Here is a 25878-nt window from a genome sequence, read left to right on the forward strand (position 1 = left end):
CCGGCAATCTGCCCTATAAATCCGAAATCGCACCGCTTCTGATCGTCATCCGGCTGGAGGAATATAATTACGCGGCGGCGACCGCCATCGCGGCGATCATGCTGGTGCTGTCATTCTTGATGCTCTTGATCGTCAACCTGGCGCAGTCATGGAGCCGCAAGCGTTATCGCTGACGTGGCCATCGCATCGCCGATCGGGAGCGACACCGCCGACCAGCGAGCGACCGGTCGCGCGCTACCTGCTCATGGTCGACCAGGCACCGAGCAATGGCTTCGGCCATTTGGTCGAAACGCTGGCCATCTACGCGAGCACAAGAAGGAAGGCCTGAATGGCATTGGTCGCATGAGGCGCGGCCGCCATATCCGCCGAAAGCGTCTTGGCAAAGGTTAGGGTGGGTTTTTATTCGCATCTCCTAATATTTGATCGCTCTAACCCGTTCCGATATGTTATGATGGTTAATGCGTTGAGGGCTGAATAGCCAAGGAGCGCGTCGCGCGAGCGGCTGCGAGTGGGACGGCGATGTCCTTTTTGCTTTTTTTGCGCGGCTTTATCATAGTCCTGTCGGCATTCGCCATCAGTACATATTTGCTTACCGCCTCGCTCTGGAGTACGTTTGTCCAAACGTTAATTTGTGGGATCTTGATACAGATCGGGTACTTTGTTGCTGTCATGCTGCTAGTGTGGCGCTCGGTCTCCAAAGTATCCGTGTTTCCGAAGCCAAATACCCCACCCGATGAGTCCGAAAGGGAGCAACTGCCGAGCCACTTAGTGAATAAGGTGGACCACTCTCCGCCTTTATAGGCTCTGGCTGTTTAGAGTAGGACGATCAGCAGGATGACACCCCACATCACGATACAAAATGTGACTGCAACCTGTCTTATTCGGGCACCTGAGAGGCGTTCCGCGATGCGCCAAATGCGCCCAGAACTCTTACGGTGATCGATATCGCGCGCCGGTGATCGACGAGTCATTCCAATCGACGTCCCTGTTTCCCGTACGACAGGCTCAACCTAGACCCGGAATCTCTTGCTCAGATGTTTTGCCATTTGGCAATACGACCCGATTTCTTCCTTTAATTGGATCGCATGACGTGTAGCGGAATTGCAGACAGCATGGGCCGCGTGAGGTTCATTTATTGCAATCCGAGGTTAAAATTTTGCGTCTTTGGGGAGGGGCGGCTCCGCCGGCGTGGATACTGAATTTCAAGACATTTGGTCAGACAATGTGGTATGGTGTTTTTGACTACCTATGCGCTGCCAGTCTCACCCCACGGGTCTGAAGGCTTATGCTCCGCGAAGTTGAAAATCGGCACCCGGATTCTGCCTTGATATTTGGCGATCCTCAGTCGGCAACGATTGATCTCGAAACACTCGTGGCGGCAGCGCGACGGCAGTTGAGGTTCGTCCTTACGTGCGCGCTCGCAGGCCTTGTGCTGGGGCTGGGGTATCTTCGGCTCGAGGTGCCCTTGTACGAGTCGACGTCCAGAATCCTGATCGACAAAAACCAGCCCTCCGTCGTGACGAAGTTAACAGAGAGCGGAAGCTCCACACAGCTTGACCCGATGATGCTGAGCCAGGTCGAATTGTTGCGTTCCGACCGCATCGGGCTAAAGGTCGTTGACAGCCTCGGTCTTGCTACCGATCGCCCTTTCTTGTCAGCACCGTATTCGTTGCTCAACAGTCTCACAGGATCGGTCGCTCGGGTGGTGCGGTCATTCATTGGCAGTTCCGAAGAAAGCGGAGCGCCGTGGAAATCGAGTGCGGCGCGAGGGCCCGATCCTCGATGGCAGGCATTTGGCATTCTGGCTGAAAATATAACGGTAGCTCGTGTAGGCGATTCTTACATTCTGCAGGTCCAATTTCAGTCGCCTAGCGCTGAAATGGCGCAAAAAATAGCCAATAAGTATGCGGAAATCTATATCTCTGACCAAGTCGGAGCCAAAGATGAGTCGATTATCCGAGCTCGCAGTGCACTGGCGGAAGAGCTCGAGAGGGTGCGGAAGCGATCGGTCGACGCCGAGCTCGCGGTCCACAGGTTCCGAACAGACAATACGCTGACGAAGGAAACGCTGGTTACCTTGCGCCAGCTCGAACTTGAGGCGTCCTCTCTCAAGTCGCAATATGAACAGGTCCTGCAGCAATACCAAGCGAGCCTGCAGAACCTTTCGATGGCGTTGCCGGAGGCGCGGGTTATCTCGGAGGCACCATACCCCAGCAGACCGAGTTCTCCGAATAGCATTCTTACGTTGGCGGTCTGCGCCGTGCTTGGCGGCATGATTGGCGCCGGTGTGGGCGGAGTTCGGGAGTACCGGGAGCGCTTTTTCCGCACGAGGGGTCAAGTGCGCGATGAGCTCGGACTTGACACGCTCGGAATGATCCCGTTGCTGGACGGAAAGCCAATTCGCCGAAACAAGCGTGATCGTGCGACCGAAGAGCCGTCATTCATTGCGACCGAAGAGCCGTCATTCATCGAGGTGGGGAACAGCGCTTTCAACTGGGTAGAGCAACATCCGCGCTCGGAATTCGCTGAAGCGATGCGAACGGTGAAAGTCGCTGTTGATGTCGAGTTACCAAGGAAGAGCACCAGGGCGATCGGCATCGTTTCCTGCCTCCCGGGAGAAGGGAAGTCGGTGGTCGCGGCTAATTTTGCGATGGTTCTCGCTATGCAGCATTGTAGGACGCTGTTGATCGATGCCGACATCCACAATCCGGGCTTGTCCCCTATGTTAGCCAACGGCTGGGAACGAGGCCTAGCCAATGTGTTGGCTGGAGACTTCAATCGGAGAGATTTGCTTGCTCATCAGTCATTGTCATTGAGGTTCCTGCCCGGGGTGAACCAGAGGCAACAAAAGCTCGCAGAGACCGTACAGCCTATCGAGAAAATGGGCGACTTTCTGCTCAAGGTGGGCTCTATGTTCAACTACGTCGTCGTTGATTTGCCCCCGTTAGCTCCAGTCGCGGACGTGAGGTCCTTTGTCCAGCATCTCGACGGCCTTGTTCTGGTTGTTGAATGGGGCGTGACCGCTCGTACATTCGTGCGCGAAAGCCTCAACAACAATCCGATCCTTGCGGATAAATGTATCGGCGTTCTGCTTAACAAGGTCGATCTCAAAAGAATCAAGCTGTATCAAAAGTTCGGCAGTGCCGAATTTTACAGTGAACGTCATAGTCGGTATTACCAAGCCTAGTTGTGGAGCAAGCATTTTTTGTCTTATGCAGATAGCCCGAGGAGGGCTTTGACGGACAAACTCCTCGAATGCCGAGAATGACGACTAGTCTAATGATATTCGTCCGGGCTTATCCGCGCCAGATTCAGGAAATGGTGTTCGACGAGCATGACCGGGCGTTCGCCTTCTGCGCGCATCATCTACGACAACACGAATAGGGCGGTGGAGATGGTGTTCGTCGGCAAGGACCGGCAATACAATCCCGCGCGCTGGCATCGGGCTGGGAGAAGCGCCAGGTCGAGAACCATGTCAGACAGGTGCGATGCCGAGCCGTCAGAATTCACGATCGGCCCGGCTATCTTGGTCGCCAGCTCCTTACATTCCGCCACCCAACACTGCCGTAGCACGGACACGCAAAGCACCCTGCGAATAGGCCTGCAGCATATCCTGTCGTGCCTGCATTCCGATCTTCTTGCGGAGCGTTTCATCGCCCGCGAACACCAGTGCTTGCGTCACCGCCATCTCCGCCGAGGGAACAGTAAGCTTCAGCATATTCTTTCCATCCTTGCCGTAATCTCGGATACCGCCGACGTCAGTCGCGATCACCGGAAGTCCGGCAAGCATCGCCTCGGCGACGACGATGCAGAACCCTTCCGTATCGGACAGGTTGATGAACACGTCACGATCAGAGGCGAGCTCGGACCAGCGCGCGACATAGCCATGGAAGTGCACGCGATCTCCAACGCCGAGCTCATCCGCCTTGCGCGAAAGCCCCTGCCGTTCCGGCCCATCGCCGTAAAGATCGAGGCTTGCAGAAACGCCGCGGTCTTGGAGCATTCGGACGGCCTCGATCAGGCGGTCAAAGTTCTTTAGCGCGATAAGCCGTCCCGCAGCAGCAAGGCGCAAGGGTGTGTGAAGCGCGTAATCGCGCTTGTGGCTGGAAGCCTCATCGGCGCAAAACAAAGGCACTATATGCGAGCGGCGCCTGCGCGGCAGGAAGTAGGCTTGCGTCTCCCGCAGCGTACTTTCGCAATCAGCCCAGATTTCGTCGACGCGCCAGGACAGGGCCTTGAGCACAGGGCCATAAATACCTGCGGCGCGCCGGGAGCGGTAGCGGGTAGTATGTTCGAATGAAACGCAGTGCAGCCGAGGAGCAAACATCGCAACTAGCCGTCCCAGGAGATTGGCCTGCTTGAGCGACAACGCAACCATATCCGGCCGCCACTCCCAGATAAGGCGCAACATTACAAAGAACGTACCCACAAAGGTGCGCAAGGAAGGCTCTTCACTCTGCGACGTCAGGATAAGATTATGCTCTCCGATCTGTGCGGCGATTTCATCGGCAAGAGCCCCGCGACCACGGCAAAAGGCGAGAATCTTCAGCTCGTGGCCGCTGAAAAATCCTGCTTGCAGCAAGGTGAGTAGCCCATGCTCGGCGCCACCGGGATCGAATCCGTTGATGAAGTAAAGAATTCGCATGTGATAGTGAAGCGCTCCGATTCTCTTGCACCTCGTGTTTACTGTCGCAACTAACAGCCCGATCTTGTGTGGAATTCTCCTGCGCTTGTGGTGAGGGCTCAGTGGTGGGTCTGGAGACCTTTCAAGTTCTTACCCGCGTTAAGAGAGACTTGGCGACCGCGGAGAGCTCTGATTTCGCCTCCGTTATGGTCCTGTGTCGCGGTACAGAATAATCGCTACGGAAGGATTCCAGGGCTGCCGCCTGAGATGCTCGAGCTTCTCGCCATTCCGCCAGCATCTTTAAGAGCCGTCAGCAAAGTCTTTGCGCAAGGCGCGGTAGAACAATAGCTTGGCTGCACGGCGCACCTGCGGATCCATGCCCCTCGGCAGGGCGCAAAGAAAAAAGTAAACGTACACCCGCCATGACAATGGATCGTGCCACATCGCGCGAATGAGCAAGCGCGCTCCGCGTTTCTTTTCGCCTTGAGCCACGCAATCATTGCCCGCCTTTGCGTACAAACGCGCGTTGCGCCGGCGCGCGAGGTGCGTAAGTTCCCGCCGTCGCATGGCCCATTCTCGCGTGAGTCGTTCGGCTACCGGCAGAAGCGCGTCGAGTCTGCGGGTTATGTTCGAGCCATGGCGCCGTTTATAGACGAGTGATTCGGCCACATATTGAAATGTCCAACGCTCGGCTGCGCGCATACAAAACTCTGTATCCTCTCCAGCCCTAAATGCCTCGTTGAATAACCCGATATCTTCGACCATTTCCCGCCGCATAACCATACTGGAAGGAACAATCGGCCCATCAAGCAGAAAATATGTCGGCAGCGTATCGCATTGGTCCGCGCGATAGCGGCGCACGGCGACGTGTAGAGCATCGGACAGATCCGGAGCGGAAAAATCGACGAAATCGCCATAGACAAGACCTGCCTTGCAGCCATTGCCCAAGACGGCTAATTGACGCTCAAGCTTGTCCTCGGCCCAGAAGTCATCGCCGTCCAGAATTGCAATAAGATCGCCGGCAGCATGTCTGATGGCAAGATTCCTCGCCGATGAAAGCCCGATACCCGCCGTCGTCAGGACATGCACGCGCGGCTCCCTGCGACCCAGCGAGGCAATCACTTCCGACGAGCCGTCCTTCGAGCCATCATTGACAATGATGATCTCTTTGATGTGGCTCGAGGCGGTCTGACTAATCACGCTTTCCACTGCCTGCGCGATGAAGCGTTCTTCATTGTGGCATGTCATGATAACCGAAACACTCATCTCGTGTTTCCTTGCAAGGGGCTCGCGAGAAATCCAGGATGTCTCATGCTCTGGGGTGGCTCCTCCGCATCCTGTGCAATGATAGGCAAAGCCCGTGCCGCGTCAATTCAGGCAGGAGCGAGACAAGACTCAGCGTAACGAAAGCTCGTGTGCCGGAGGCTTCTGTTCCAACGTAAAAGGCGCAAGGAACAAGGAGCACGAGGGGCAGAAGCCGTGCCTGGGCCGCTCCGATCAATCCGTGAGAAAGCGCCCAGCTTAGAGTACGGCTTAAGCGAAACCATGCAGCAATCCATATGAGAACATAGAGGCTGAGCCCAATGATGCCGTTCTCGGTGAGGATACGTTGAAACTCGCCATGTATCCCAAGCCGCAACTCGCCAGGAAGTCCGCTGAAATCCGTATCGATAATATTCTTGAATTGGTTCGTACCCACGCCCATCAGTGGATGTTCGGAGATGAGTTGTCTGGACAGAGTGAAAGCAAACGCGCGCTGGACATTGCTCGGGGTGTCTCCAGGGGCATATTTCCCCGTCGCGGCCAGATATTCGTATTGCCCCATGCTCAGCGGATCGAGAATGGTCTGCATCTGCTTCTCGACATAGGCGTTATTGACCGTGGTCGACAGCACGAAAAGTGCCACGAAGCCCGCGGCGATCGCTGGCACCATCGCAGCGAGCCGTCCGCGCATCAGAAGCGCGGCGGTCAGAAAGAGATAGATCAAAAACGCCTTGCGTTCCCCAGATAGCACGAGCAGGGGAAGTATCCCCGCCCATACAAACCAAAGGGTGCGCCGCTTGCCCCCGTTGACGAAGAGGAGGAGCCCTGCGAGCGCAATTGGAAGGAAGGTGAACGCGAGCCTCGGATCGAACAGATGCTTCCAACCGACCAAGTAGCCATGGGCGACATGCCAGGTGATCGTATAGGCGAGGATCAGCACCATGCCGAAAAGCAAGATGTTGACGGCCTTGTGCGTGTCGACGCGGCTGGCCTCCTGTGCCAAGGCGAACGCAAAGGCGCCCACAGCGGAGATCTGCAACAGCTCGCGCAGGCCATTCTCTGCGTCCACGCTGAAGGCCGAGACCACGTGCCAGCCCAAGAAGGGCAGGAGCAGTAGAAAACCGGCTGAAAAAGCCAACCTTCGCCAACGCCCCGTCGCCAGGCCAAAAAAGAGCATCAGCAATGCGATCAGCTCGAACGGACGCAGCAATACAAGACCCGTCTCGAGTCTGATTGGCAGGAAGAGGCTCAGTACCGCGAATGTCAGAAGGTAACGCATCACAGCTCTCTCGCTGGGCGCGATCTTCTTTAGCATATTCTCTTCCCCGGAAACAGAACTTATTGGATGTATCAATGCCAGCCCGCGGAGAAACACTTCACCCTGCTCCAGCCGACGACCTCATCGTTCCGCCCGCTGTGGCATCGCATATCGAAGAGGTTTCCGCCTGTTGGGAAAACTCACCCGCCTCGGCTGTGGGGAGGCTTACTGGCGGCAGAGCTCGTCAGCAGTCCGACGAGAGTGATGACGCATCCTGGCGTCGCGCAGTCGATGCGTTCTAGCCGACGGTCTCGCTCTCCGGGGTCCAGGCTTCTGGCTGGTCGAGCACAGAGACCGCGCGAACATGGCAGCGAATCTTATGCCCGACATCCCGCGAGCTGAGCTCATAGCTTGTGCCGGTTTCGCCCACGATCGGAACGCCGTCACGATACCATAGATACTCTATTTGCGACGCAATAACATTCGGTACGACGGTCAGCGCCTGGCCCGGTGAGGTCTGGCCCGAGAAGGCCGGCAATGCGCTGAAGGCCGTCGGGGCCCTAGCCAGATCCGTTTCCGTCTGCCGGACCCTTATATAGTCAATCACCATGTCATACGTTTGCGACGGGTTCGGTTGAGCGCGCCCCTTTTTTTCATCGTAGGCGAAATCCACAATGATGTATTTTTTTGCTGCGAGTTCCGGTGTCGTCGGAACGCGCGCCACTTCATAGCCGTCGATCACGAAATAGGTATAATCATCTTCGATCTGCGCATACCAAGTATGAAATTCGCCATCGTATACGTCGATCGTGCTGGGAAAACCACTTGATGGATCGACTTGATAGCCGGCGATTTTCCGGTGCACGCTACGTGGCGTGATATGTGGATCTGCATAGCCGAGTCTGGGTTTGTGCACGTGCTGGCTGATGTTGATATAGGCCCCATTGAGACCGTCATATTCCCAAAAGTCCGTCTCAAGACGATTGCGCGTCCGCCAGAATAGATGCTCCTTCCCATACGCCCAGAAAGCAGGAAAAAATCCAGGGCGGGGCGCGAGTATCTTCGGCATTCTGGCGCGGATCTCAAAGATCCCCTTTCCCCAACACCGCCCCTGGCCATTGTTGTTCACGGAAGAGAATGCACCTGTTCTCCAACGCCGCTTGTGCAAGAGCCGGAGCGCCAGCGTGTGGCTGCTGGCGTCGTGCACATAGGAGGAGGGCGACGCCGACATCGGCGGCGTAGCGGCGTCAACACCAACGGTCGTCAGATGGGTCGGCGCATACCAGATGCTGCTTTGCGCGCCTTTGGAATCATCGACAACCGTGTTGGAGTCGAAGTCGTCAAAAAAAACCGTTGTGTAACCGCGGATCGGCGGCGCCGCCTCACCACGATGACCATATCGCCGTTCATTGCCGATGGCTGTCCAGGACGCCCACGAGACTGAATCAAAGGCATAACGTGCCGGTTTGTCGTTCGCATCCACAGCTGAAGGAGGGCTCTGGCGATAGGGATGAACGTCGGGCAGGGCGGATTGCCGGCCGATGCGCCACATGCCCCATCCCATCAGCCTGTCGATCTGGGAGTCATTTAGTTCGCTTTGCCCGATAATGACGCAATCGATCGCGACATCGGCCCTCATCGGATTGTTCACATCGCCCATGAAGCTCTGCGATTTCATCCGGTTGGGTGTCAATGCATAAACCGTCTGGCCGGCCGTCTTGATCCCATTCACCACAGCCTGCATCACGAACCCGCGGCGGTACCCGACCATGACATTCCATTCGTCAAAATCGGTCGAGCACTGCCCTTCCTCGCTCTTGAGCTTGCCGTCATGGAGCCGCGAAACGAATGTGCCGGCCGATGGCTTGAAACAGACCTGGGGTTGGCGATGCACCGGGCCACCCTCCGCGCCATTGGCGCAAACAACGGAAACGCATTCCGCGTCGGCATTGATCGCCGAATTGCACCGGGCGATCACGAGCCACCAGCGGTGAAGGTAAGGCGCATCGCTATCGGCGGGCCAGGTCAACGCCTGTCTCGTACCCTGTTTGAAATGGACTCCGCCGTTATTCGGAAGCTTTGTCGGGCGCAGGGAGGGCTCGGCTTGCATCGCAGCCACCGGCTTCGCGCCGGCCGATTGCCATGAGGAGACTTCGCCCTCGGCCAGATCCTCCTGAAACCAGGATTTCACAATCATTTCCGGGAACAGACCAGGATGCCAGGAGTGAGCTTTCGGCTGCGAGCCTTGCGCCGGACCGGCGGCGCGAGCATCCCGTCCTGGGCGACCGGATGCCGCCAGCACAAGGGCGGCGCATGCGGCCCGCGCCAGGTCCCGGCGAGAAAAGCGGTTAGTCATTGTCGTGTGCCAATAATTGCTGGTTTCGGGATGAGACTCCGCATGGACACCCGTTACTTACTATCGCGCTTCTCCTCACAAGCTCCGCAGCATATCATAGGTTTCAGTTTAACCTTTCAACGACAGCTGGGGAAGTGGGTCGCGCCTAATGCGATAACTGGAGAAAGCAGATGCAGACCGCTGACAGGATCGGTGCTTCGCCTCCCACCAGGCCGGGCAAAGCTCTTCCGCCCAATGCGCTTCTATTGAATTGCTTTGGCCGAGGTGGGTCAAATATTGTCTGGAATATCATCGGCAGCTCGCCGGATGTGTTGATGCCATACCGCGAATGGCATGAGGGAGTATTCGGACGCTACTACAAGCTGCGCAAGGCCGCGTGCCATATTGGCGGGGCCGTCAACTGGGCATCTGTTCCCGTCTTTTGGCGTCATATCCGCGCAGCGACTGCCGAGACCGTCCGCCCCGGGGAGCGCAACGAAAAGTCCCAAGCACGCTACGTCGTTCTGAAGGTGATGGATTACTACATTGCATTCGACGACGCGATTGCGCGCGGCTTTATGGAAGCGCGGAACCTTGTGCTTACGCGGCATCCATTACCGATGTGCGAAGGGCTGATACGCAGCGGTCTCAGCGAGGCGCTCGCGATCAAATGGTACAATGATGTGACTAGCCTGATGTTCAAAGCCTCGAGGAAGCGTGATGCGCTATCGCTTCGATTCGAGGACTTGATCCAATCACCGGATGCGTTTGTTAGAAGCCTTTACGACGCGCTCGGCATAGCGGCAGCGGAGGACGGAAAGATCCGGTTTAAGGTTAAATCATTTGGGGCGGCGCGAAAGGCAAACGCAGACGCCGCAACTGGCGAAAGGCTGCGGATAAAATTGGACGAAGCATCCGATCACATCGCACCAGACGTCAACACCCGAGCGGTTGCCCGCCTCGATCGTTCAGCACGACAGCGGATTTCGACAGGCACCCGCGCAACCGCAGAATTGTTCGATTATGGAGATGATAATTTCTGACCTTGTGCGGTTAACGGCGTTTGCCGCCTGGCCCCGAACAGGCACGGGACAGGCATAGACAAGTTTCACGGTCCCCAGTGCGTAGTGCCTGTTCGAGCACAGAGGAGCAGCCGTTCACTGAACCCGGTTTGCCCCGCGCAAGGTCGAATTCCGATGAGAGAAAACGGCGTCAAGGAGGCCTGCCGTCTCAAGGCCGCCGACTGTGTCTCCAGTCCCGGTATAAGAGACTCTAAGTCGTCGGATGGGCAGTCGGAGAGGCGCCGAGTGTGCAGATACCGTGGGCTATACAAATCTAATCCATTTCGTTTTCTTGGATGTTAGAGTTTGCAAGACTTCCGCACCATGTTTTCCGAAGAGTAGCGACGCTCTCAGATAGACAGTGACAACGGACAATGTACCTATAACGAGAAGCCCGGTCGCGAGCACAAGATAGTCGGGCGATCCGGCAAGCAGCATTTTGACCGCCGAGCCAGTGGCGAACACCACAGCGGCGAATGCGACAGGCGGCACATGTACGAGCGCGAAATCCACAGCTGATAATCCCGTTATCCGACAAGTCATCGCCGCATAAAGGAAGAAACTCGTCGCAATGGCGCCGGACACTGAAAAGGCCACTGCGTTCACGCCGTAGGGCGCCGAGAAGAACGCGAATGAAGCGACAAGGGCCATGTAAATGATCTGCATGGAGGCCGTTCGGTAACTTTGGCCCGTCGCAAGCGTCACGACTCCGCACACTCTGTAACCGACGCGGAAATAAATTACTGCAGAGAATATGATAATGGGAACGACGGCATCCGTCCATTTCTGGCCGAGAATTGTGAGAACAATCTCTTTTGCGAAACAGCATAGAAACGCGCTAGTCGGTAGAGCAAGCGCCGCCGTTAAAGCATACCCCTTGAGCTGAGCGCTGCATAGCCTGGCCTTGTCGTGATGAACCTTCGACAGGAGCGGGAAAATCACGCTCTTGTTCAGATTTCCGAACAGACTTGCTGGCATCGCAATCAGATAATACGCTCGCGAGTAAATGCCCAGCTCTGCAGTGCCGATCAACCGCGCGACAATAACATTATCGATATATTTTGCGGTGACGGCTGATATACCAGCCAGCGAATAGCCCAGGCTCTGTCTGCGGATATCGCGATAGGACTGCATGTCGAAACTGGGCCTCACGAGATAGTCCCTGGCGATGAAGAAATAGATGCTGGCCAAGATCGATGCCTCGGCCATATATGCGATCACCAAGGCCCAATAGCTGAGTCCAAAATAGGCAAGCGGAATGGCTAGGCCGACATGGGAAGCAATCCAAGCGACCAGACTCGCTGTGGAGGATATTCTGAATTTCAGGTGCCGCGACAAAATGGCCTCGGCGGTCAGATTGAACGCGTTCGCGACCATCATCACAGCAAGGAGGCGCGAAATGAGGACCAATTCCGGCACATGAAGAAAATCTGCAATCTGTGGTGCAAACACCCATTGAAGTATGCCGAGAATGGCAGCGATTATCACGGACAAAGAAATTGCGGTTCCGATATGGCGCTCGTCGACGTCCCGTCGCTGGACCAGGACTTGCGACATGCCGAGATTGGCAATGTTATTGCCGACGGATGCGATGATCAGCGCAGCGCCGGCAACGCCGTACTCCTGGGGGGAAAGCAGGCGCGCGAGAATGGCCGTGACCAGGACATTCAAAAAGGTTCGGGCCAGCAATGTGGCACCCGACCACGAGAGGCCGTTGGCTGCCCTTCGTGTCAGGTTTTTATGTCCAGTTACCTCGTCCAAGTTGACCTGCTCCGGACTGTCCAATTCGACTGCCACGCTTCAGTGCATGCAAGCGTGCTCCAACCTCATGAGCTATTTTCTCGCCCACGCCTCGCGGGTGAATTCCTCAGGCGTCCAATCACCGTTTTCGTCATCGCTTCATCAACCCAAGTCATAATGCCAGCGGATAGGCATCCCAGCATAAGCACCGCGCCGTCACGGTCGCACAGGCTGACTGGAACCGCCTTGTTGCATCCAGCAGCAATCTCTTCAGCGACGCCCCTCATTTTTGCGGAAATAGCCATTTGCTCTTCGAGGCCAGCGCAGCTTCCGATAGAGTGCACGTAGACGCGCCTTAGGTGTTACATATTCTGAAGGAGCAACGCGTTTGAGACCTACGCTCTCGCAGAGCGTATCCAGAGATCGATCTGTAAATGCATTGATATGTCCGAGCGGGTACAGTTCATTTTTTTCTATCTTCCAGCCCGATGTTATCTGCGGCGCAACCAATTCGCCAAAGGGAACGGATATCTTTATAATGCCAGAAGGCTTCAAGATTCGAGCCAGCTGTCTTACGGATTCGCGTGGCTCAGACACATGCTCCAGCACCTGATTCATATGTATGAAGTCGAACCTCTCATTTTCCACTTCACTCGGATCAATGGTCTGAATGCCGTGCGCGGCCGCGAATGATTTGCGCCGCGCTGACAGCTCGGCCCCGACAACATCATAGCCAAGGGCGCGCGCTGCGATGGCCCAGTGGCCCCACCCCATCCCAAAATCCAAGACCTTTATGTGGCGTGCCACTGGAGGAATGTACAACAATTCCTCGATCATCCCAGCAGACCGCAGCAGGTTATTGAAATAGCTTCGGCCCGCGCGTTCCCTCTTGGCCAGAGAAACAGATTCGTCACTAACGTCGTCATAGAGAAATTCCATGCCTTTGCTGTCTAGAATTTCTCTCTGAAAATACAGGATACAAGCGCGGCATTGCGCAATCGTGTATCGCGCACCATTAAGGTTTTGGTCGGAGATCCGTCCACGAAAGCATTCGTGCACGAACCTACGAACATCCGTTTGGGAAAAGGGGGAGTCGTATAGTATGGCTATATTTGTACTGCCGCATCCAGGACACTTTTCCCTAGCCACGAATCTCAGCCTTTCGCGCGAGTCGACCGTCATGGCTGCTTACTTGGCCTCTTTGCTGCGTTGTAGGCGCTCAAAGCAAGCGACAAGGCGGTTGCCGCAACGATATTAGCAATAGCTGGTCCGCTGGCACTCCTACACCAGCCACAGGCCGAGCGGCGGGATTGTAATGGCATTTTATTGCCCGTTATTGCCTGTCGCTTTTCGGGTGAGAGCCTCCGGATAAGGCTAGCAAACCGCCTTGGCTGCTTCATAATTGAATAGCGGAAAGGGGCCGCGCATAGCTCCACGCTGCTTAAAAATGTGGCTATCGGACAACCGGCTGCTTCAAAAGCGCTGCATGCGTTCACGACCGGCACCATGTTTGCCGCTTGGCCGGGGATTGCCGGAAGCGCAAAAACCAGTTTCAGTGGATGCATCTCGTTCAGCGCCTCTCTCCGGCATCAATAGTCGTCATTGCGTAGGCCGGCTTCGGGGTTGCTCCTGAATAACCTACCGCCTCACGATCTGGGTGGCAGTGTCCACAAGAGTGGCATACAACCTCATTTGCCGTGCTGCGACGCTCTCCATGCTGAATCGCGCAGTGACTGTTTGTACTGCGCGCCGCGCCATCTCATCGCGCTCGGCTTCCGATAGGCCGAGCGCGCGATGAAGGAGTCCGCAATACTCCACATGCGAGCGAGCCAAGAAGCCGCTGCGCTCATGCTTCACAACGTCGGATGCACCGCTGACATCGGTGATGATCGGGACCACGCCGCAACTCATGGCCTCGAGCAGTGCGTTTGACATGCCTTCCGTAACCGAAGTGGAAAGATAGAAATCAGCCTCCCGCAGAAAGGGAAAGACATCTTCAACCGCGCCGGCGAAAGTGACCCTGCTGGAAAGGCCCAACCGGGCCGCCTGCTCCTCGAGGGTGGCGCGGCACTGGCCATCGCCCAGGATGGTGAGTTGCGCCTTTGCGTCGGCGGGAAGTGCCGCGAACGCATCGATCATGTGCTCGAGGCATTTTTCCGGATCGAGACGGCCAAGGCAGATAAAGCGTCGGCTGCCATCGGCGCTCGGCTCGCGGCGCGGCTTGCGGGGCAGATCGATCCCATTCGGAATCATATGAATGCGATCCGCGCCGATGCCATGTCTCTTCAGATCACCAGCGATTTGGCGGCTATTGGCGATGAAGGCCGTGACGTGACGTTTAATCAAGGCGGACGCCCAGCGACCGATGATTTTCTTTTCGCGCACAACGTCGAGATCGAAACACCGTCCGCCCCGGCCCAATTTTGCGAGAACCGGTTTGCGCAGGAGGGCTCCTGCCAACGCCGCCGGAACAGCGTGAAGTCGGGCGTGGATGATATGTACGACATCGAATTCGTCGCGACGGCGCAGCATCCAGATCACAACTTGGACACACCACGACAGGAACGACAGCATATGCCGCCCGCCCAAATACGGAGCCGCGCGCAAACGAAGGCGATGGATAGGCACCCCGTCGATGGCAGACCGTTTCGAGGTCAAGTGCGACAGACTGGGCGCCAGAATGGTTGCGGAAACGCCGCTTTCAACCAGCACCCGAGCAAATCGCCGCGCCTGTTGTTCGCCGCCGCCATATGACTCAGGAAAATAGGTTGGGAGCACGAGCAGAACACGCATGCTGGGAAGAGCTTCGGCTCGCGGGGTCTTCATCGGATAAGCGGAGGCAACTTCTGCTGCAATCATATCAATCCGCCGGGTAGCGTTCCCGGAGCCAAGGCGGCCACCAAGATTACAACCCCGTCCCATGTGCAAAAAAGAAGATGCCTCTTTGGCATCTCACTGCCTTCAGCGCATCGATCCCCTTGTCGTCCAGATCGACGCACTCCACCTCATCGCCGAAATCGGCGAAGTATGCACCGCTAACCAATCCGGCAAGTTGCCCGATCACCGTCAAACGCATAAGGCTGCACCCGATCATCGCGGAAGCGCCACATTTCGGACAGGAGGTACTGTTGATACTCCCTTGCTTGCCCGATGCTGGTCAAGAGCCGCGCGGTAAATGGCATCGGTCCGCTTTCCCATCAGCTTGACGTCCCAGTTCGAAAGATCCGTCGCCGCGGCGGCACCTTGGGCGAGGCAGGCCAGTCTTGCACGATCCTCCAGGAGGGCGGCAATGGCGTCGGCCATGGCTGCCAAATCATCCGCGGGTGTAATCACACCGTTGATACCAGGGCGGAGCACTTCGCGAAGACCTGGCAGATCGCAAGCGACGCAGGGCTTGCCACCGGCGAGATATTGCATAACTACGCGGGGCAATCCCTCCCGCATGGAACAGAGCAGGCAGAGATCCGCGAGCGCGATCAGCCGCTCGGGGTCGTCCCGATAACCGGTAAAGACCACTTGTCGCTCGAGCCCAAGCCGCTTGGCCCGCGATTCTACGGTCGAGCGAAGCGGCCCGTCGCCCGCGAGCACAAGCACCGCGTCGGGTAACCGGACGGCGACTTTGTTGAAAGCGTCCAGAAATTCCGTGTGTCGCTTGCGTGGCTCGAAAGCCGCGATCATCAAGAGCACGGACGGGCGCGGCGCGTCCGGGGTCAAGCGCAACAAATCGCGCCAACCGTCGGGCGGACCGGCGTTGCGAAAACGATCGAGATCGAATCCGGAATGGACGACATAATGTTTGTCTGGATGTCCCACTCCTGCGCTCAGGCATAAGTCGCGGATGCCCTCGCTCACACTGATGAACGCACTGGTGAATGGCGCTGCCAGCTTTTCCAAGGCGAGATAAGCAAACCGCTCGGCGACGCCGACATTGACAAAAGGCACGATATGCACGCCATGAACGATCGCTGGAACTCCCGCCGCCCATGCGGCGAGCCGCCCGAGAATGCCTGCCTTGCTGGTGTGCGTATGCACGATGTCGGCATTCACGGCGCGGAATCTCCGGGTGAGCGCCAACAATGCCCGCATGTCGGAGACAGGCGAAATGGACCGAGTCAGGCCCGGGACGCCAATGAGTTCCACCCGCGGGTCCACTTTAGCTATGATTTCCGGCTGGACCGTCTCGCCATGTAGCAGGACAACATCATGCCCCCCTTGCGCGGCCCAATTGCAGGAATGGACAGTATTCTCATCAGCACCGCCATTGATGAGACGGGTGATGACATGAGCGATACGCAGTCGACGCCCCAAGTCAATCTTGCCTTCCGCGTCCTGTACTTTCATATCGCCGCACCGATCGCGCTGAATTTATCCGTTGGGTGCGTTCCCACGCCCAGCCGCGCTTTTGGTCCATGCGTCCCGATATCGGTGCTACTGCATTGGAGTGACATGCCACGCCTCGGTGGGTGCATGCCGTATGGAGATGAACCCCGAATCCTAAGTGTGCCCTTCCTTCTTGGGCCATGGCACATGCAGTCCGTAAGGAGGGTTATTCCAACGGCTTCCAGTCGATCAGATCTAACTTGTTGGATTTAAACGTCCCAGAGAACTGCCGCTGTCACCACGGGCACAGCGGAGTGATTATTTTGTGGTATACTGTGGTATACCTTGGACCAATACTTCTGCCTCACCGCGTTTGCGCGAAATCGGATCGGAACCGGACTCGTTCAAAAAAGTAGTGGAGGCAATGCTTTAAGGGACCTATGGGAGAGGCCGGACCCGCAGCTTGCGGATTTTTCGCGTGCTCCACGTTACTTATTGTCGATGTGCGGCGGCAGCTGGTTGGCGCGCGCGAGCGGGCAGTCGATCAAGACATTGTCCCTTCCCCGAGAAGCCAGCTTCGTTCGATCGCTCTGCAAGTGCCAGCGGAGACTTACTCCTCGGTTACAAACGAGACCACCTCATCAATCGGCCTGCGCGGCGACCTGGCAAATCTGATGGCAGTACCTGCCATAGGGCCAAGGGCGACGCATGCAATCAATCTCTCGCCTGCTCGAATTCGACCGACGTCACGAATTTGCCGTTCAACTCGACTATCGACCGCAAGATTGAGGGGGCAAGCCACGAGCCGAAGTGCCTCCGCGGCCAACAGGAAATGCATTAGGAACAGCGCACCATCGACATAAATCTGGTTTCGTTGATTGCTTCCTCGCCAGGCCCTTGTGTCTGACGTGATAATGGCCAGGTTTGATATGGACTGTGAAAAGCCTCGCGCCCCGCCCTGCAGGGCGAGTATCTGATCGATTTGATGACGGCCCTGGTAGAGGTATACTCTTGTCGCCTGCCTGTTGCATTGGGATGGCGCACCTTGCGCCAAGCGTACCAACTCTAGCAATGTGGTGCGATCTATTAATTGTTCGTCAAAGTATCTAACCGAGCGACGACACTGAAGTCCTTCCAGGAGTGTGAGGGCTGGCCCCCCAATTGGCAGAACGGCGCTTTGAACCCCGCCGGTCAAGGCGACTCCATCAAGCCCATTGAAACGCTCGACGAATTGACGAACTTTCTCAACAAAGGGCTGCTCAGGCTCCCCTGGTGGATGAAGGTCAACATAGGCGCGAAGTGCGCCAACAGCCATTTCAAGCGGAAACGCCCCTAGCGAGGCGTCGTAGGAGGACACCTCATTCATAAGTCGCTTGATTTTTTCCTGGCCAAAACCGGGCCTCCTGTCCTTTAGAGAAAGGCCCTTCTCAATCGAGTGAGCGTCCACGATTATTCGGTAATATAGCCGCTCTTTTTTTGGAACCAGCAGCGAATCCCCGTTGTAACGTAGGTAATTTCCAACGTCATATACGTAGGAGATGATTACCTTCGCTTGAGCATACAGAAGAATTTGCAGCTTTCGAAGCATTTTACAACATCTTGATTTGTTATTTTACTTGGCCGCAGGCAGGGCCCTATCCAGAAACGTACGGCCAATCTCAGCTAGTTCCCGGAACCGGTTGTCTATCTTCATGTAGTCGTGAACAAGTTTTCCGAGGTTTTCGCACATGTCCAGCAAATGGTCCCTGGCACCCTTGCGGTGAATACACACGTACTGAGAGGGAATGCCCATCAGCGTCATCAAAGCCTCATTCTTAGTGGGGAAGCCGATGGCGGGTCGCCGGCTGTCCAGGCAAATTAACGGGCACCGGTTCCGCAGAGCAAATAGTGCCCCATGCATGCGCTCTGACAAGCAGTAGGAGAATTGTGATGCCAGATTTGCCCACTCGAGGGGATCAATCGGCTTTTCGGTGAGATCGATGTCTGCGAGGTGATTGCGATCCGAGACTGATACAATCTGGACGCCGCGCGCCCGCAGAGAGGTCGTGGCCTCTGCATAGAGCTCGTGCTGGCCGGCTATCACCAACGCCCGGGGCCGATTGAAATCCACGCCCCAGGAAGCCAGCTTTACGCGCAGGCTTTCATGAGTGGCATTCGACGTTAGATCGTGAGTGACTGTCGGGTCTGGGGTCAATGTCACACGATCCGCGAGGCTTGGATCTGCCCAGAGGACCAACTCACGTGTCCGCTCGTCCCGCACGCCGATCGCGACAAATTCGTTCAGGCATTTGGCCATCAAGTATCGATTGCGGCGCGGCATTTCGGTCCATTTGGTGCTGCTGCCGGTGCTCGCCGCATATGCTATCTTCGAGCACGCCACTTCTGGCCAGTAGACATTGGGAAATGGCGGACATAGTGGGTTGGTCTGAAGCTTGATCAGCCCACCGAGACGGGAGACGTAGTCGATCTTCCAAACCTCATCGCTACCCACCACAACCGCATCATAGCGGTCGCTTACGTAGCGAAACGTTGGTGACCTATCCTCCGAGTAGAACCTCTTGGGGCTGAGCAGCAGTCCATCGGCGAAGGCGGCAAGCGTTCGCTGGCGTGCGTTTGTCGCCGGCCCATAGCCAGTCTCCAGTCGTCTTGGATAGCGGTGGTCCACGATCTCCGCCGGCGAGCCGGGACGCAGGTCCGAAATGCAGCGTTGGAGGGCGAGGCTCTGAAGCTGCGCCCCCTCGTTGTAACCGGTGTGCAAAGTTAGTGTGCCAATCAACATTTAGCAGGTCCGTTGCTATCAACGGCGGCTATACGGCCAAATTGTTCCGTCAAGTTGTTCCGCCTAGTATCACGCCAGCACGTAGGCAACAATTGCCTCCGAGGTCGAATTGTATTTAACGATCTTCAACGAAGAGAGGCTGTTTTCAGGAGCGTTGACTTTGACATACCTTCCGACACCGAGGTGGAAAGATAGAATCAGCCTCCCACAGGAATGGAAAGACATTTTCGACCGCGCCAGCGAAAGTGACGCTGCTGGAAAGGCCCAACCGGGCTGCCTGTTCGTCGAGAGTGGCGCGGCATTGGCATCGCCCAGGATGGTGAGTTGCGCCTTTGCCTCGGCTGGAAGTGCCGCGAACTCGTCGATCATGTGCCCGAGCGTTCCGGACTAAGATGGCCAAGGCAGACAGAGCGTCGACTGCCATCGGCGTTCGGCTCGCGGCGCGGATTACGGGGCAGATCGATCCCATTCGGAATCGGCTTTCAATCGATCAGATTTAGCTTGTTTTTAAGCGTCTTAGAGACGAGTCGCTGTTACCCCGGGCACAGCGGAGCGATTTGTTTCTGATACACTTATGTACTTCTGCGTTTTATGTACTTCTGCGTTTGCGCGGAACCGGACTCGTTCAAAGAAGTCAAGGCATCCCTCTAAGGACCGGGGCGCTTTACCCGTCAGGGATGGGAGCCATGGGAGGGGGACCAGCAGCTTGCGGATCTTTCGCATGCCCCAAAGCCACTTCTTGTCGATGTCCGCCGGCAGCTGGTTGAGGCGCGCGAGCGTGCATTGGATCAAGACATTGTCTCGTCCCTGGTCGGCGGATCCTACGGAGACTGAGTCGAGAAGCATCCTGGCTTGGTTCGCCATAGCCTGCCAGCTGGCCCTCTTCATCGCGCTGGTCTATCTCCTCAGGCTCGAGACTACTGCGCTTGTCCGCGTCCTGCTCGTTGCCCTCGCCGGCTGGTGCGTGCACTACTTCCTGCCACAGCCTTACCGGCTGCCGTTTTTCGTGCTGCTCTCGTTCGCGACTATCGCCGCAGTTTTCGCGAACCTTGGGCCCAACTGGCACCACTGGAGATTTGACGGCCTCATCGATGCCGCCTGGATCGTCGCCATTGGGCTCGTACTGATCGGAATTGTCCACCTACCGATCGCTTTTGGATGGAGAGTGCTGGCGCTGGTTGGCGCCGGCTGCGGGCTCGCCGCCGCACGAATGGACTGGATAGCGACCCCGTGGACGCGCGCCGTCTGGCCAGTGCTCGCTTCCATGTTCATGTTCCGTCTCATTGTCTATGCATACGAAATGCGACGTGAACAGAAGATGGCGACGCTTTCGGAGCGGCTCGCGTATTTTTTCATGTTGCCGAACGTGTGCTTCCCGCTCTTTCCGGTCGTAGATTTTAGAACTTTCCGCAGCAGCTACTACAATGCTGACCGGCACTACATCTATCAAACGGGCATTCAGTGGATGTTTCGCGGCGCTATCCATTTGATATGCTACCGCATCGTATATCAGCGATTTGTTATCGATGCTGCGGACGTACACAATCAGATTGAGCTTTTGCAATTTATCATATGGCCATTTTTACTTTATCTGAAGGTTTCAGGAACTTTTCACATAATCACCGGGATTTTGCATTTATTTGGATTCAACCTTCCAGAAACCCACAATCTGTACTTTCTTTCCTCAAGTTTCACAGATTTCTGGCGTCGAATAAATATATACTGGAAGGACTTCATAATGAAGATTGTATACTATCCGTTGTATTTTCGCTTTCGACGCTGGGGAGAGAGCGTAGCGCTGGTCAGCGCGACCCTCCTCGCGTTCCTCGCGACTTGGCTGCTGCACAACTATCAGTGGTTCTGGTTACGTGGCACCTGGGTATTCACCTGGAACGACTTCCTCTTCTGGATGATCCTGGCCGTGCTTGTGACGATCAACGCCCACTATGAAATGCGGCACGGTCGCACGCGGCGCCTGCGTGGCGGGGCACTAAGCTGGAACGGTGCGCTGCAAACTGCGAGCCGGACCATTGGCGTATTCGTCGTCATCTGCCTCCTTTGGTCGTTTTGGAGCGCGAGCTCGGTCCCGCAATGGTTCTCCGTCTTCGACACTGTGGGCGTGGAAGTTCCTGGCAAAATGACGCCCGCCCTCGTACTGGTCGCGGTGGCAGCTATCATTGGCATTCCTGCGCTTGCGCTCGCGCGCGGCGGCGCCGACCGCCAGTACAGTTTCCGACGGTCGGTTGCGTCGGTCGGTGTCTGCGGGTTGATCGCGGTTTGCATCTCGCTCCCCATGGTTCACGATCGCCTCGGGGAGACGGTCAGTACCGCAATGGCCGACATTAGAGCGCCGAACCTCAATAGCCGCGACAACGCGAACCTGGAGCGCGGCTACTACGAGAACCTCGTCAATGTCGGCGCATTTAACCCAGAACTGTGGATTGTCTATGGCCAACGACGACACGACGGTTGGGACAATTTGGACAAGACGCCGCTGAGCGAGTTCACCGGTGCGCTTCCCACGACCTATCTGCGACCACTCTCCCAAGCAGACTTTAAGGGAACGCGGGTCCACATCAACCGCTGGGGCATGCGAGATCAGGACTATGAAAAGGTTCCTACTCCCGGCACCCCACGAATCGCAATCGTCGGCTCTTCGCATGTCTTCGGCGAGGGCGTCGCGGATGACGAGACTTTCGAGGGCCTGTTGGAGCGGCGGCTGAATGCGCAGGCAGACGACAGCGGGTATCGACACTACGAGGTGCTGAACTTTGCCGTTGGGGGTTATGTTCCTCTGGACATTCTGGCCATCATCGAGGATCGAGTGCTCGCATTCAAACCAAAGTACATCTTTTACTTCGAGCACAGCGCGCTTGTTCCACGAACGCTAAAGCGTCTCGGGAAAGCAATCCAGAATGGCTCCGCATATCGCTACGACTTCGTGCGCGACATTGTACGCGAGAGCGGGATCGATCCCCGTGCCGACCACGAGGTACTTCAAAGAAAGCTCATGCCCTACGGAGACAGACTTCTGCGTGCGATCTATTCTCGAATCGTGGAAGCTGCGAAGCGAGAAGGGGTCGGGGTCTTTTGGATCTATCTACCCAGACCAGACGAGAGGACCAGCACCGAGCTAGAGAAGCGCCTCGCTGCCGAGGCTGGCTTTAACGTTCTCGATCTTTCCGGTGTGTATGACGGGTATGACTGGCGGACGCTTCTTGTAGCACCTTGGGACGATCACCCAAACGCCGCCGGCCATCGGCTCATCGCCGACAAGCTTTACCAAGTGCTGCAGCAACACCAGGATCTAATTCCCCTGAACCTTGCGGTTGCTCCACACAAGGAGGAACAATGAACGCGATCCAGATCAGGACGATGGCCAAGGATTTCATATTGAAGGAGTTTCTGCCCGGTGAAAGGCCGGAGAATCTGACGGATTCAACGGAGCTGATAACTGACGGCATTCTCGACTCGTTGGCGACGCTTAAGCTCGTTGCCTACCTGGAAAAATCCTGCGGTATCGAAATCGCCCCTGACGAACTCGTGCCGGAGAACCTGAACTCCATCGCCCAAATTGCCAATTTCGTCCAGTCGAAGCAGGCGTCCACATAGAGCCCGCCATGACGGTTGCTGCCTTACACGAGTATCTGGAACAGAGCGCGAGGCGGCATCCCCAGACGTGCGCCGCTGTCGAGGCGAGCTCTGGGCGGCAGATCACCTACGGCGAGCTCGACGCGCTGTCGGACCAAGTCCGCGACCATCTGCGTCGGATCGGCGTCCGGCCGGGGGACCGCGTCGGCATTTGCCTTCCAAAATCGATCGCCTCGCTCGCTGTTCTGTTCGGCACCTTGAAGGTGGGCGCGGCCTATGTGCCCGTCGACTCTCTGGCACCGCCTGCGCGTAGCGCGTTCATATTTAACGACTGCGGCGTGCGCGCGATTTTCGTGGAGGCGTCCCGAGCCGAAACTTTGCGCTGTGAGTTGGCGCGCTTGGCTGCGGAACCGTGTCTCTTACCGCTCGACTGGTCCGACGGTCCCTCGCCGCTCGCGACGTACCTGGCTCGCGTAGAGGCCGGCAGCTTGGCGGTGGAGGACGAATCGGCGCGGCCGGGGCCGGACAACCTCGCTTACGTGCTTTACACTTCGGGCTCGACCGGCCAGCCGAAGGGCGTGATGCTGACGCATCGTAATGGCTCGAGCTACGTGGACTGGTGCTCCGAGATCCTCGCCCCTGACGAGAATGACCGCTTCTCCTCCCATGCGCCTTTCCACTTCGACCTGTCTATCCTCGACATCTTCGTACCGCTGAAGCACGGCGCGACCGTATTCCTCATCGGTGAGGAGCTCGGCAAGAATCCGACCCGGATGGCGTCGGTTATCGCCGAGCGGCGGTTGACCGTCTGGTATTCCACGCCCTCCGTACTCACGCTTCTGGTCGAGCACGGCAGCCTTGATGCTCGCGACGACCACGCTCTTCGGTTCATTCTATTTGCCGGCGAGGTTTTTCCGGTCAAGCATCTGCGCAGGCTAAAGGCTGTGGTCCCACGCGCACGCTACCTGAATCTCTATGGTCCAACCGAAACCAACGTCTGTACCTACTACGAAATCCCGCAGACGATCGCCGAAGACCGCTCGGCGCCGTTTCCGATCGGGCGCGCCTGCGCGCATGTTAAGGCACGCGTGATCGATGCGAATGGTCGCAACGTGCCGCGAGGCCAGGAAGGCGAGCTCGCAATCAGCGGTGCTCCCGTGATGCTGGGCTATTGGAACATGCCTGAGCGAACAAGCGCCGCTTTTCACGTCGATTCAAGCGGTCGCTGGTACCGTACCGGCGATGTAGTGATCGAAGGCGATGGCGGAGTCTACACCTTCCGTGGTCGACGCGACCGGATGGTGAAGAGGCGGGGATATCGGATCGAACTCGGCGAGATCGAGACGGCGCTCTATCGCCATCCAGCGATCTCCGAGGTGGCGGCGATCGCTCGCTCGGAGGAGTCGGGCGTCTCCATTAAGGTGTTCTATGCCTCGCGCGACGGCCATGCGCTGTCGCTCATCGAGCTGAAGCGGTTCTGCGCTCACAACTTGCCGGCCTACATGGCCCCGGACTGGTTCTCGCATCAGCCGTTACTTCCGAAGACATCGACAGATAAAATTGACTACCAGCATCTGATAAGGATGGAGTAGTGGATTTCGCGCTGAACGAGGAGCAGCGCATCCTGCGCGGTGAGATCCATCGCTTCGCGCAAGATAAGCTCAATAAAGATGTCAGGCAGCGCGACCGGGACCAAGTATTCCAGCACGAGTTGTGGCAGGCCTGCGCGCAGATGGGCCTGACCGGCCTGCCAGTCCCCGAGGCCTACGGGGGACCCGGTCTCGATTCCCTGTCCACGGCCATTGCAATCGACGCGCTCGGCTACGGCTGCGAGGATTCCGGCTTGGTCTTCTCGATCTGCGCCCACCTTCTGGCCTGCGTGGTGCCGATTTGGAAGTTCGGCACTGAAGAGCAGAAGAATCGATATCTTCCGAGGCTCTGTGATGGCACTTTGATCGCGGCCAATGCGATGAGCGAACCGGAGTCGGGCTCCGATGCATTTGCGATGCAAACCCGGGCGGAGCCTCATGGCGACGGCTTTCTAATCAACGGCACGAAGACCTTCGTGAGCAACGGGCCGGTGGCGGATGTTGCCGTCGTCTTTGCTGTCACTGACCGCGCCAAGGGGTATTTCGGCGGCATCACGAGCTTCCTCGTGGACCGCACGCTGCCCGGCTATCGGGTCGCGCAAAAGTTCGAAAAAATGGGACTGCGGACGTCTCCGATCGGGGAGCTTGTCTTCGAGGACGTATTTGTTTCGAAGGACGCTGTTCTCGGTGGAGTGGGCGGCGGCTCCAGGCTGTTCGTCCATAGCATGGACTGGGAGCGGGCGTGCCTATTCGCCAGTCATGTAGGCACCATGGAGCGGCTTCTGGAAAAGGCAGTGGCCTATACGCGCACCCGACGTCAGTCCGGCCAGACCATCTCCAAGCACCAGGCGGTCGCCCATAAGATTGCCGACATGAAGATGCAGGTGGAGGCGGCCCGACTGCTCGTCTACAAAGCGGCGTGGGGCCTTGAACGCTCCCAGTCCGTATCCCTCGACGCCGCCGTTTCGAAGCTCTTTGTGAGCGAATCGCTTGTTCGCACCACGCTCGATGTCGTCCAGGTCTTCGGCGGCTATGGTTTCTTGAGCGAATTCGACGTCGAACGTGCCGTGCGTGATGCCATCGGCAGCAAACTCTATTCCGGAACTTCTGAGATACAGCGCAACATAATTGCTGGCTGGCTGGGGCTTTGATGACGGCTGTGGTCAGAACCTGTCCGGTGAAGGGCGGCGTGTGCTGTCGCTGGGCCTGCCCCCAGTTCGCGAAAAAGGGCGCTCGATTTTGGTGAGGCAACCGGCGAGTGGTACTATCACAACCCATGGAGCCACCGGGGCGGAGGGCGCTTTTGTCGTTCGACTTG

19 protein-coding genes and 2 pseudogenes are annotated in these 25878 nt (G+C 57.1%); 9 read left to right on the top strand and 12 right to left on the bottom strand.

The window, feature by feature from the left end:
- The 4 genes and pseudogenes from NKJ12_RS29990 to NKJ12_RS30005 form a co-directional block, all read left to right on the top strand.
- Positions 1–173: pseudogene (locus NKJ12_RS29990) on the top strand (molybdate ABC transporter permease subunit); the annotation flags it as partial.
- A 346-nt stretch (positions 174–519) separates the two neighbouring features.
- The gene (locus NKJ12_RS29995; RefSeq protein ID WP_352707108.1) at positions 520–801 is read left to right on the top strand and encodes an exopolysaccharide production repressor protein; all 282 of its coding nucleotides are present in this window, start codon (positions 520–522) and stop codon (positions 799–801) included.
- A gap of 484 nt (positions 802–1285) precedes the next feature.
- Complete coding sequence (locus tag NKJ12_RS30000; protein WP_352707110.1) at positions 1286–3187, top strand: Wzz/FepE/Etk N-terminal domain-containing protein; 1902 nt, start codon at positions 1286–1288, stop codon at positions 3185–3187.
- Positions 3188–3261: 74 nt separating this feature from the next.
- Positions 3262–3495, top strand: a pseudogene (locus tag NKJ12_RS30005) (IS21 family transposase); the annotation flags it as partial.
- Positions 3496–3541: 46 nt separating this feature from the next.
- Here NKJ12_RS30005 and NKJ12_RS30010 read toward each other — a convergent pair.
- From NKJ12_RS30010 to NKJ12_RS30025, 4 genes are all read right to left on the bottom strand, one after another.
- Complete coding sequence (locus NKJ12_RS30010) at positions 3542–4645, bottom strand: glycosyltransferase (protein WP_352707112.1); 1104 nt, start codon at positions 4643–4645, stop codon at positions 3542–3544.
- Between the two features lie 279 nt (positions 4646–4924).
- On the bottom strand, positions 4925–5890 hold the full coding sequence (locus NKJ12_RS30015) for a glycosyltransferase family 2 protein (RefSeq protein WP_352707114.1): 966 nt from the start codon (positions 5888–5890) through the stop codon (positions 4925–4927).
- Between the two features lie 43 nt (positions 5891–5933).
- Entirely contained in the window at positions 5934–7202 is a 1269-nt protein-coding gene (locus NKJ12_RS30020) for an O-antigen ligase family protein (protein WP_352707117.1), read from the bottom strand.
- Positions 7203–7443: 241 nt separating this feature from the next.
- Positions 7444–9501, bottom strand: coding sequence for a hypothetical protein (locus NKJ12_RS30025; protein WP_352707119.1), 2058 nt, complete (start codon positions 9499–9501; stop codon positions 7444–7446).
- Between the two features lie 170 nt (positions 9502–9671).
- Between NKJ12_RS30025 and NKJ12_RS30030 the strand changes: the two genes are divergently transcribed.
- A complete protein-coding gene (locus NKJ12_RS30030) occupies positions 9672–10523 on the top strand; it encodes a sulfotransferase (RefSeq protein WP_352707121.1) in 852 nt (283 codons plus the stop codon).
- A gap of 282 nt (positions 10524–10805) precedes the next feature.
- Here NKJ12_RS30030 and NKJ12_RS30035 read toward each other — a convergent pair whose 3' ends face one another.
- The 8 genes from NKJ12_RS30035 to NKJ12_RS30070 form a co-directional block, all read right to left on the bottom strand.
- Positions 10806–12302 carry a lipopolysaccharide biosynthesis protein gene (locus NKJ12_RS30035; protein ID WP_352707123.1) on the bottom strand — a complete coding sequence of 499 codons (1497 nt, stop codon included), beginning with the start codon at positions 12300–12302 and terminating at the stop codon, positions 10806–10808.
- Between the two features lie 249 nt (positions 12303–12551).
- On the bottom strand, positions 12552–13220 hold the full coding sequence (locus NKJ12_RS30040; RefSeq protein WP_287217183.1) for a class I SAM-dependent methyltransferase: 669 nt from the start codon (positions 13218–13220) through the stop codon (positions 12552–12554).
- A 699-nt stretch (positions 13221–13919) separates the two neighbouring features.
- A complete protein-coding gene (locus tag NKJ12_RS30045) occupies positions 13920–15140 on the bottom strand; it encodes a glycosyltransferase (protein WP_352707126.1) in 1221 nt (406 codons plus the stop codon).
- Between the two features lie 46 nt (positions 15141–15186).
- On the bottom strand, positions 15187–15357 hold the full coding sequence (locus NKJ12_RS30050) for a hypothetical protein (protein WP_352707149.1): 171 nt from the start codon (positions 15355–15357) through the stop codon (positions 15187–15189).
- Between the two features lie 14 nt (positions 15358–15371).
- The gene (locus NKJ12_RS30055; protein WP_352707127.1) at positions 15372–16622 is read right to left on the bottom strand and encodes a glycosyltransferase; all 1251 of its coding nucleotides are present in this window, start codon (positions 16620–16622) and stop codon (positions 15372–15374) included.
- A gap of 589 nt (positions 16623–17211) precedes the next feature.
- On the bottom strand, positions 17212–18189 hold the full coding sequence (locus NKJ12_RS30060) for a nitroreductase family protein (protein WP_352707129.1): 978 nt from the start codon (positions 18187–18189) through the stop codon (positions 17212–17214).
- 24 nt (positions 18190–18213) lie between these two features.
- Positions 18214–19380, bottom strand: a complete 1167-nt coding sequence (locus tag NKJ12_RS30065) for a polysaccharide pyruvyl transferase family protein (protein WP_352707132.1) — start codon at positions 19378–19380, stop codon at positions 18214–18216.
- A gap of 69 nt (positions 19381–19449) precedes the next feature.
- Positions 19450–19749, bottom strand: a complete 300-nt coding sequence (locus NKJ12_RS30070; protein ID WP_352707135.1) for a hypothetical protein — start codon at positions 19747–19749, stop codon at positions 19450–19452.
- A gap of 409 nt (positions 19750–20158) precedes the next feature.
- Here NKJ12_RS30070 and NKJ12_RS30075 point away from each other — a divergent pair, with 409 nt between their 5' ends.
- Genes NKJ12_RS30075 through NKJ12_RS30090 form a run of 4 tightly spaced genes read left to right on the top strand, consistent with a single transcriptional unit; the run spans position 20159 to position 25711 of the window.
- Complete coding sequence (locus NKJ12_RS30075; protein ID WP_352707137.1) at positions 20159–22735, top strand: SGNH/GDSL hydrolase family protein; 2577 nt, start codon at positions 20159–20161, stop codon at positions 22733–22735.
- Positions 22732–22992: an acyl carrier protein gene (locus NKJ12_RS30080; protein ID WP_029356091.1), complete on the top strand. Its 261-nt coding sequence runs from the start codon at positions 22732–22734 to the stop codon at positions 22990–22992. Before NKJ12_RS30075 ends, NKJ12_RS30080 begins: the two co-directional genes overlap by 4 nt.
- A gap of 8 nt (positions 22993–23000) precedes the next feature.
- Positions 23001–24563 carry an amino acid adenylation domain-containing protein gene (locus NKJ12_RS30085; protein ID WP_352707140.1) on the top strand — a complete coding sequence of 521 codons (1563 nt, stop codon included), beginning with the start codon at positions 23001–23003 and terminating at the stop codon, positions 24561–24563.
- Entirely contained in the window at positions 24563–25711 is a 1149-nt protein-coding gene (locus tag NKJ12_RS30090; protein WP_352707142.1) for an acyl-CoA dehydrogenase family protein, read from the top strand. The genes NKJ12_RS30085 and NKJ12_RS30090 overlap by 1 nt, the downstream gene beginning before the upstream one ends.
- Positions 25712–25878 lie beyond the last annotated feature (167 nt).

Source organism: Mesorhizobium sp. M0195 (assembly GCF_040322115.1).
In the GTDB taxonomy this organism is placed as follows: Bacteria; Pseudomonadota; Alphaproteobacteria; order Rhizobiales; family Rhizobiaceae; genus Mesorhizobium.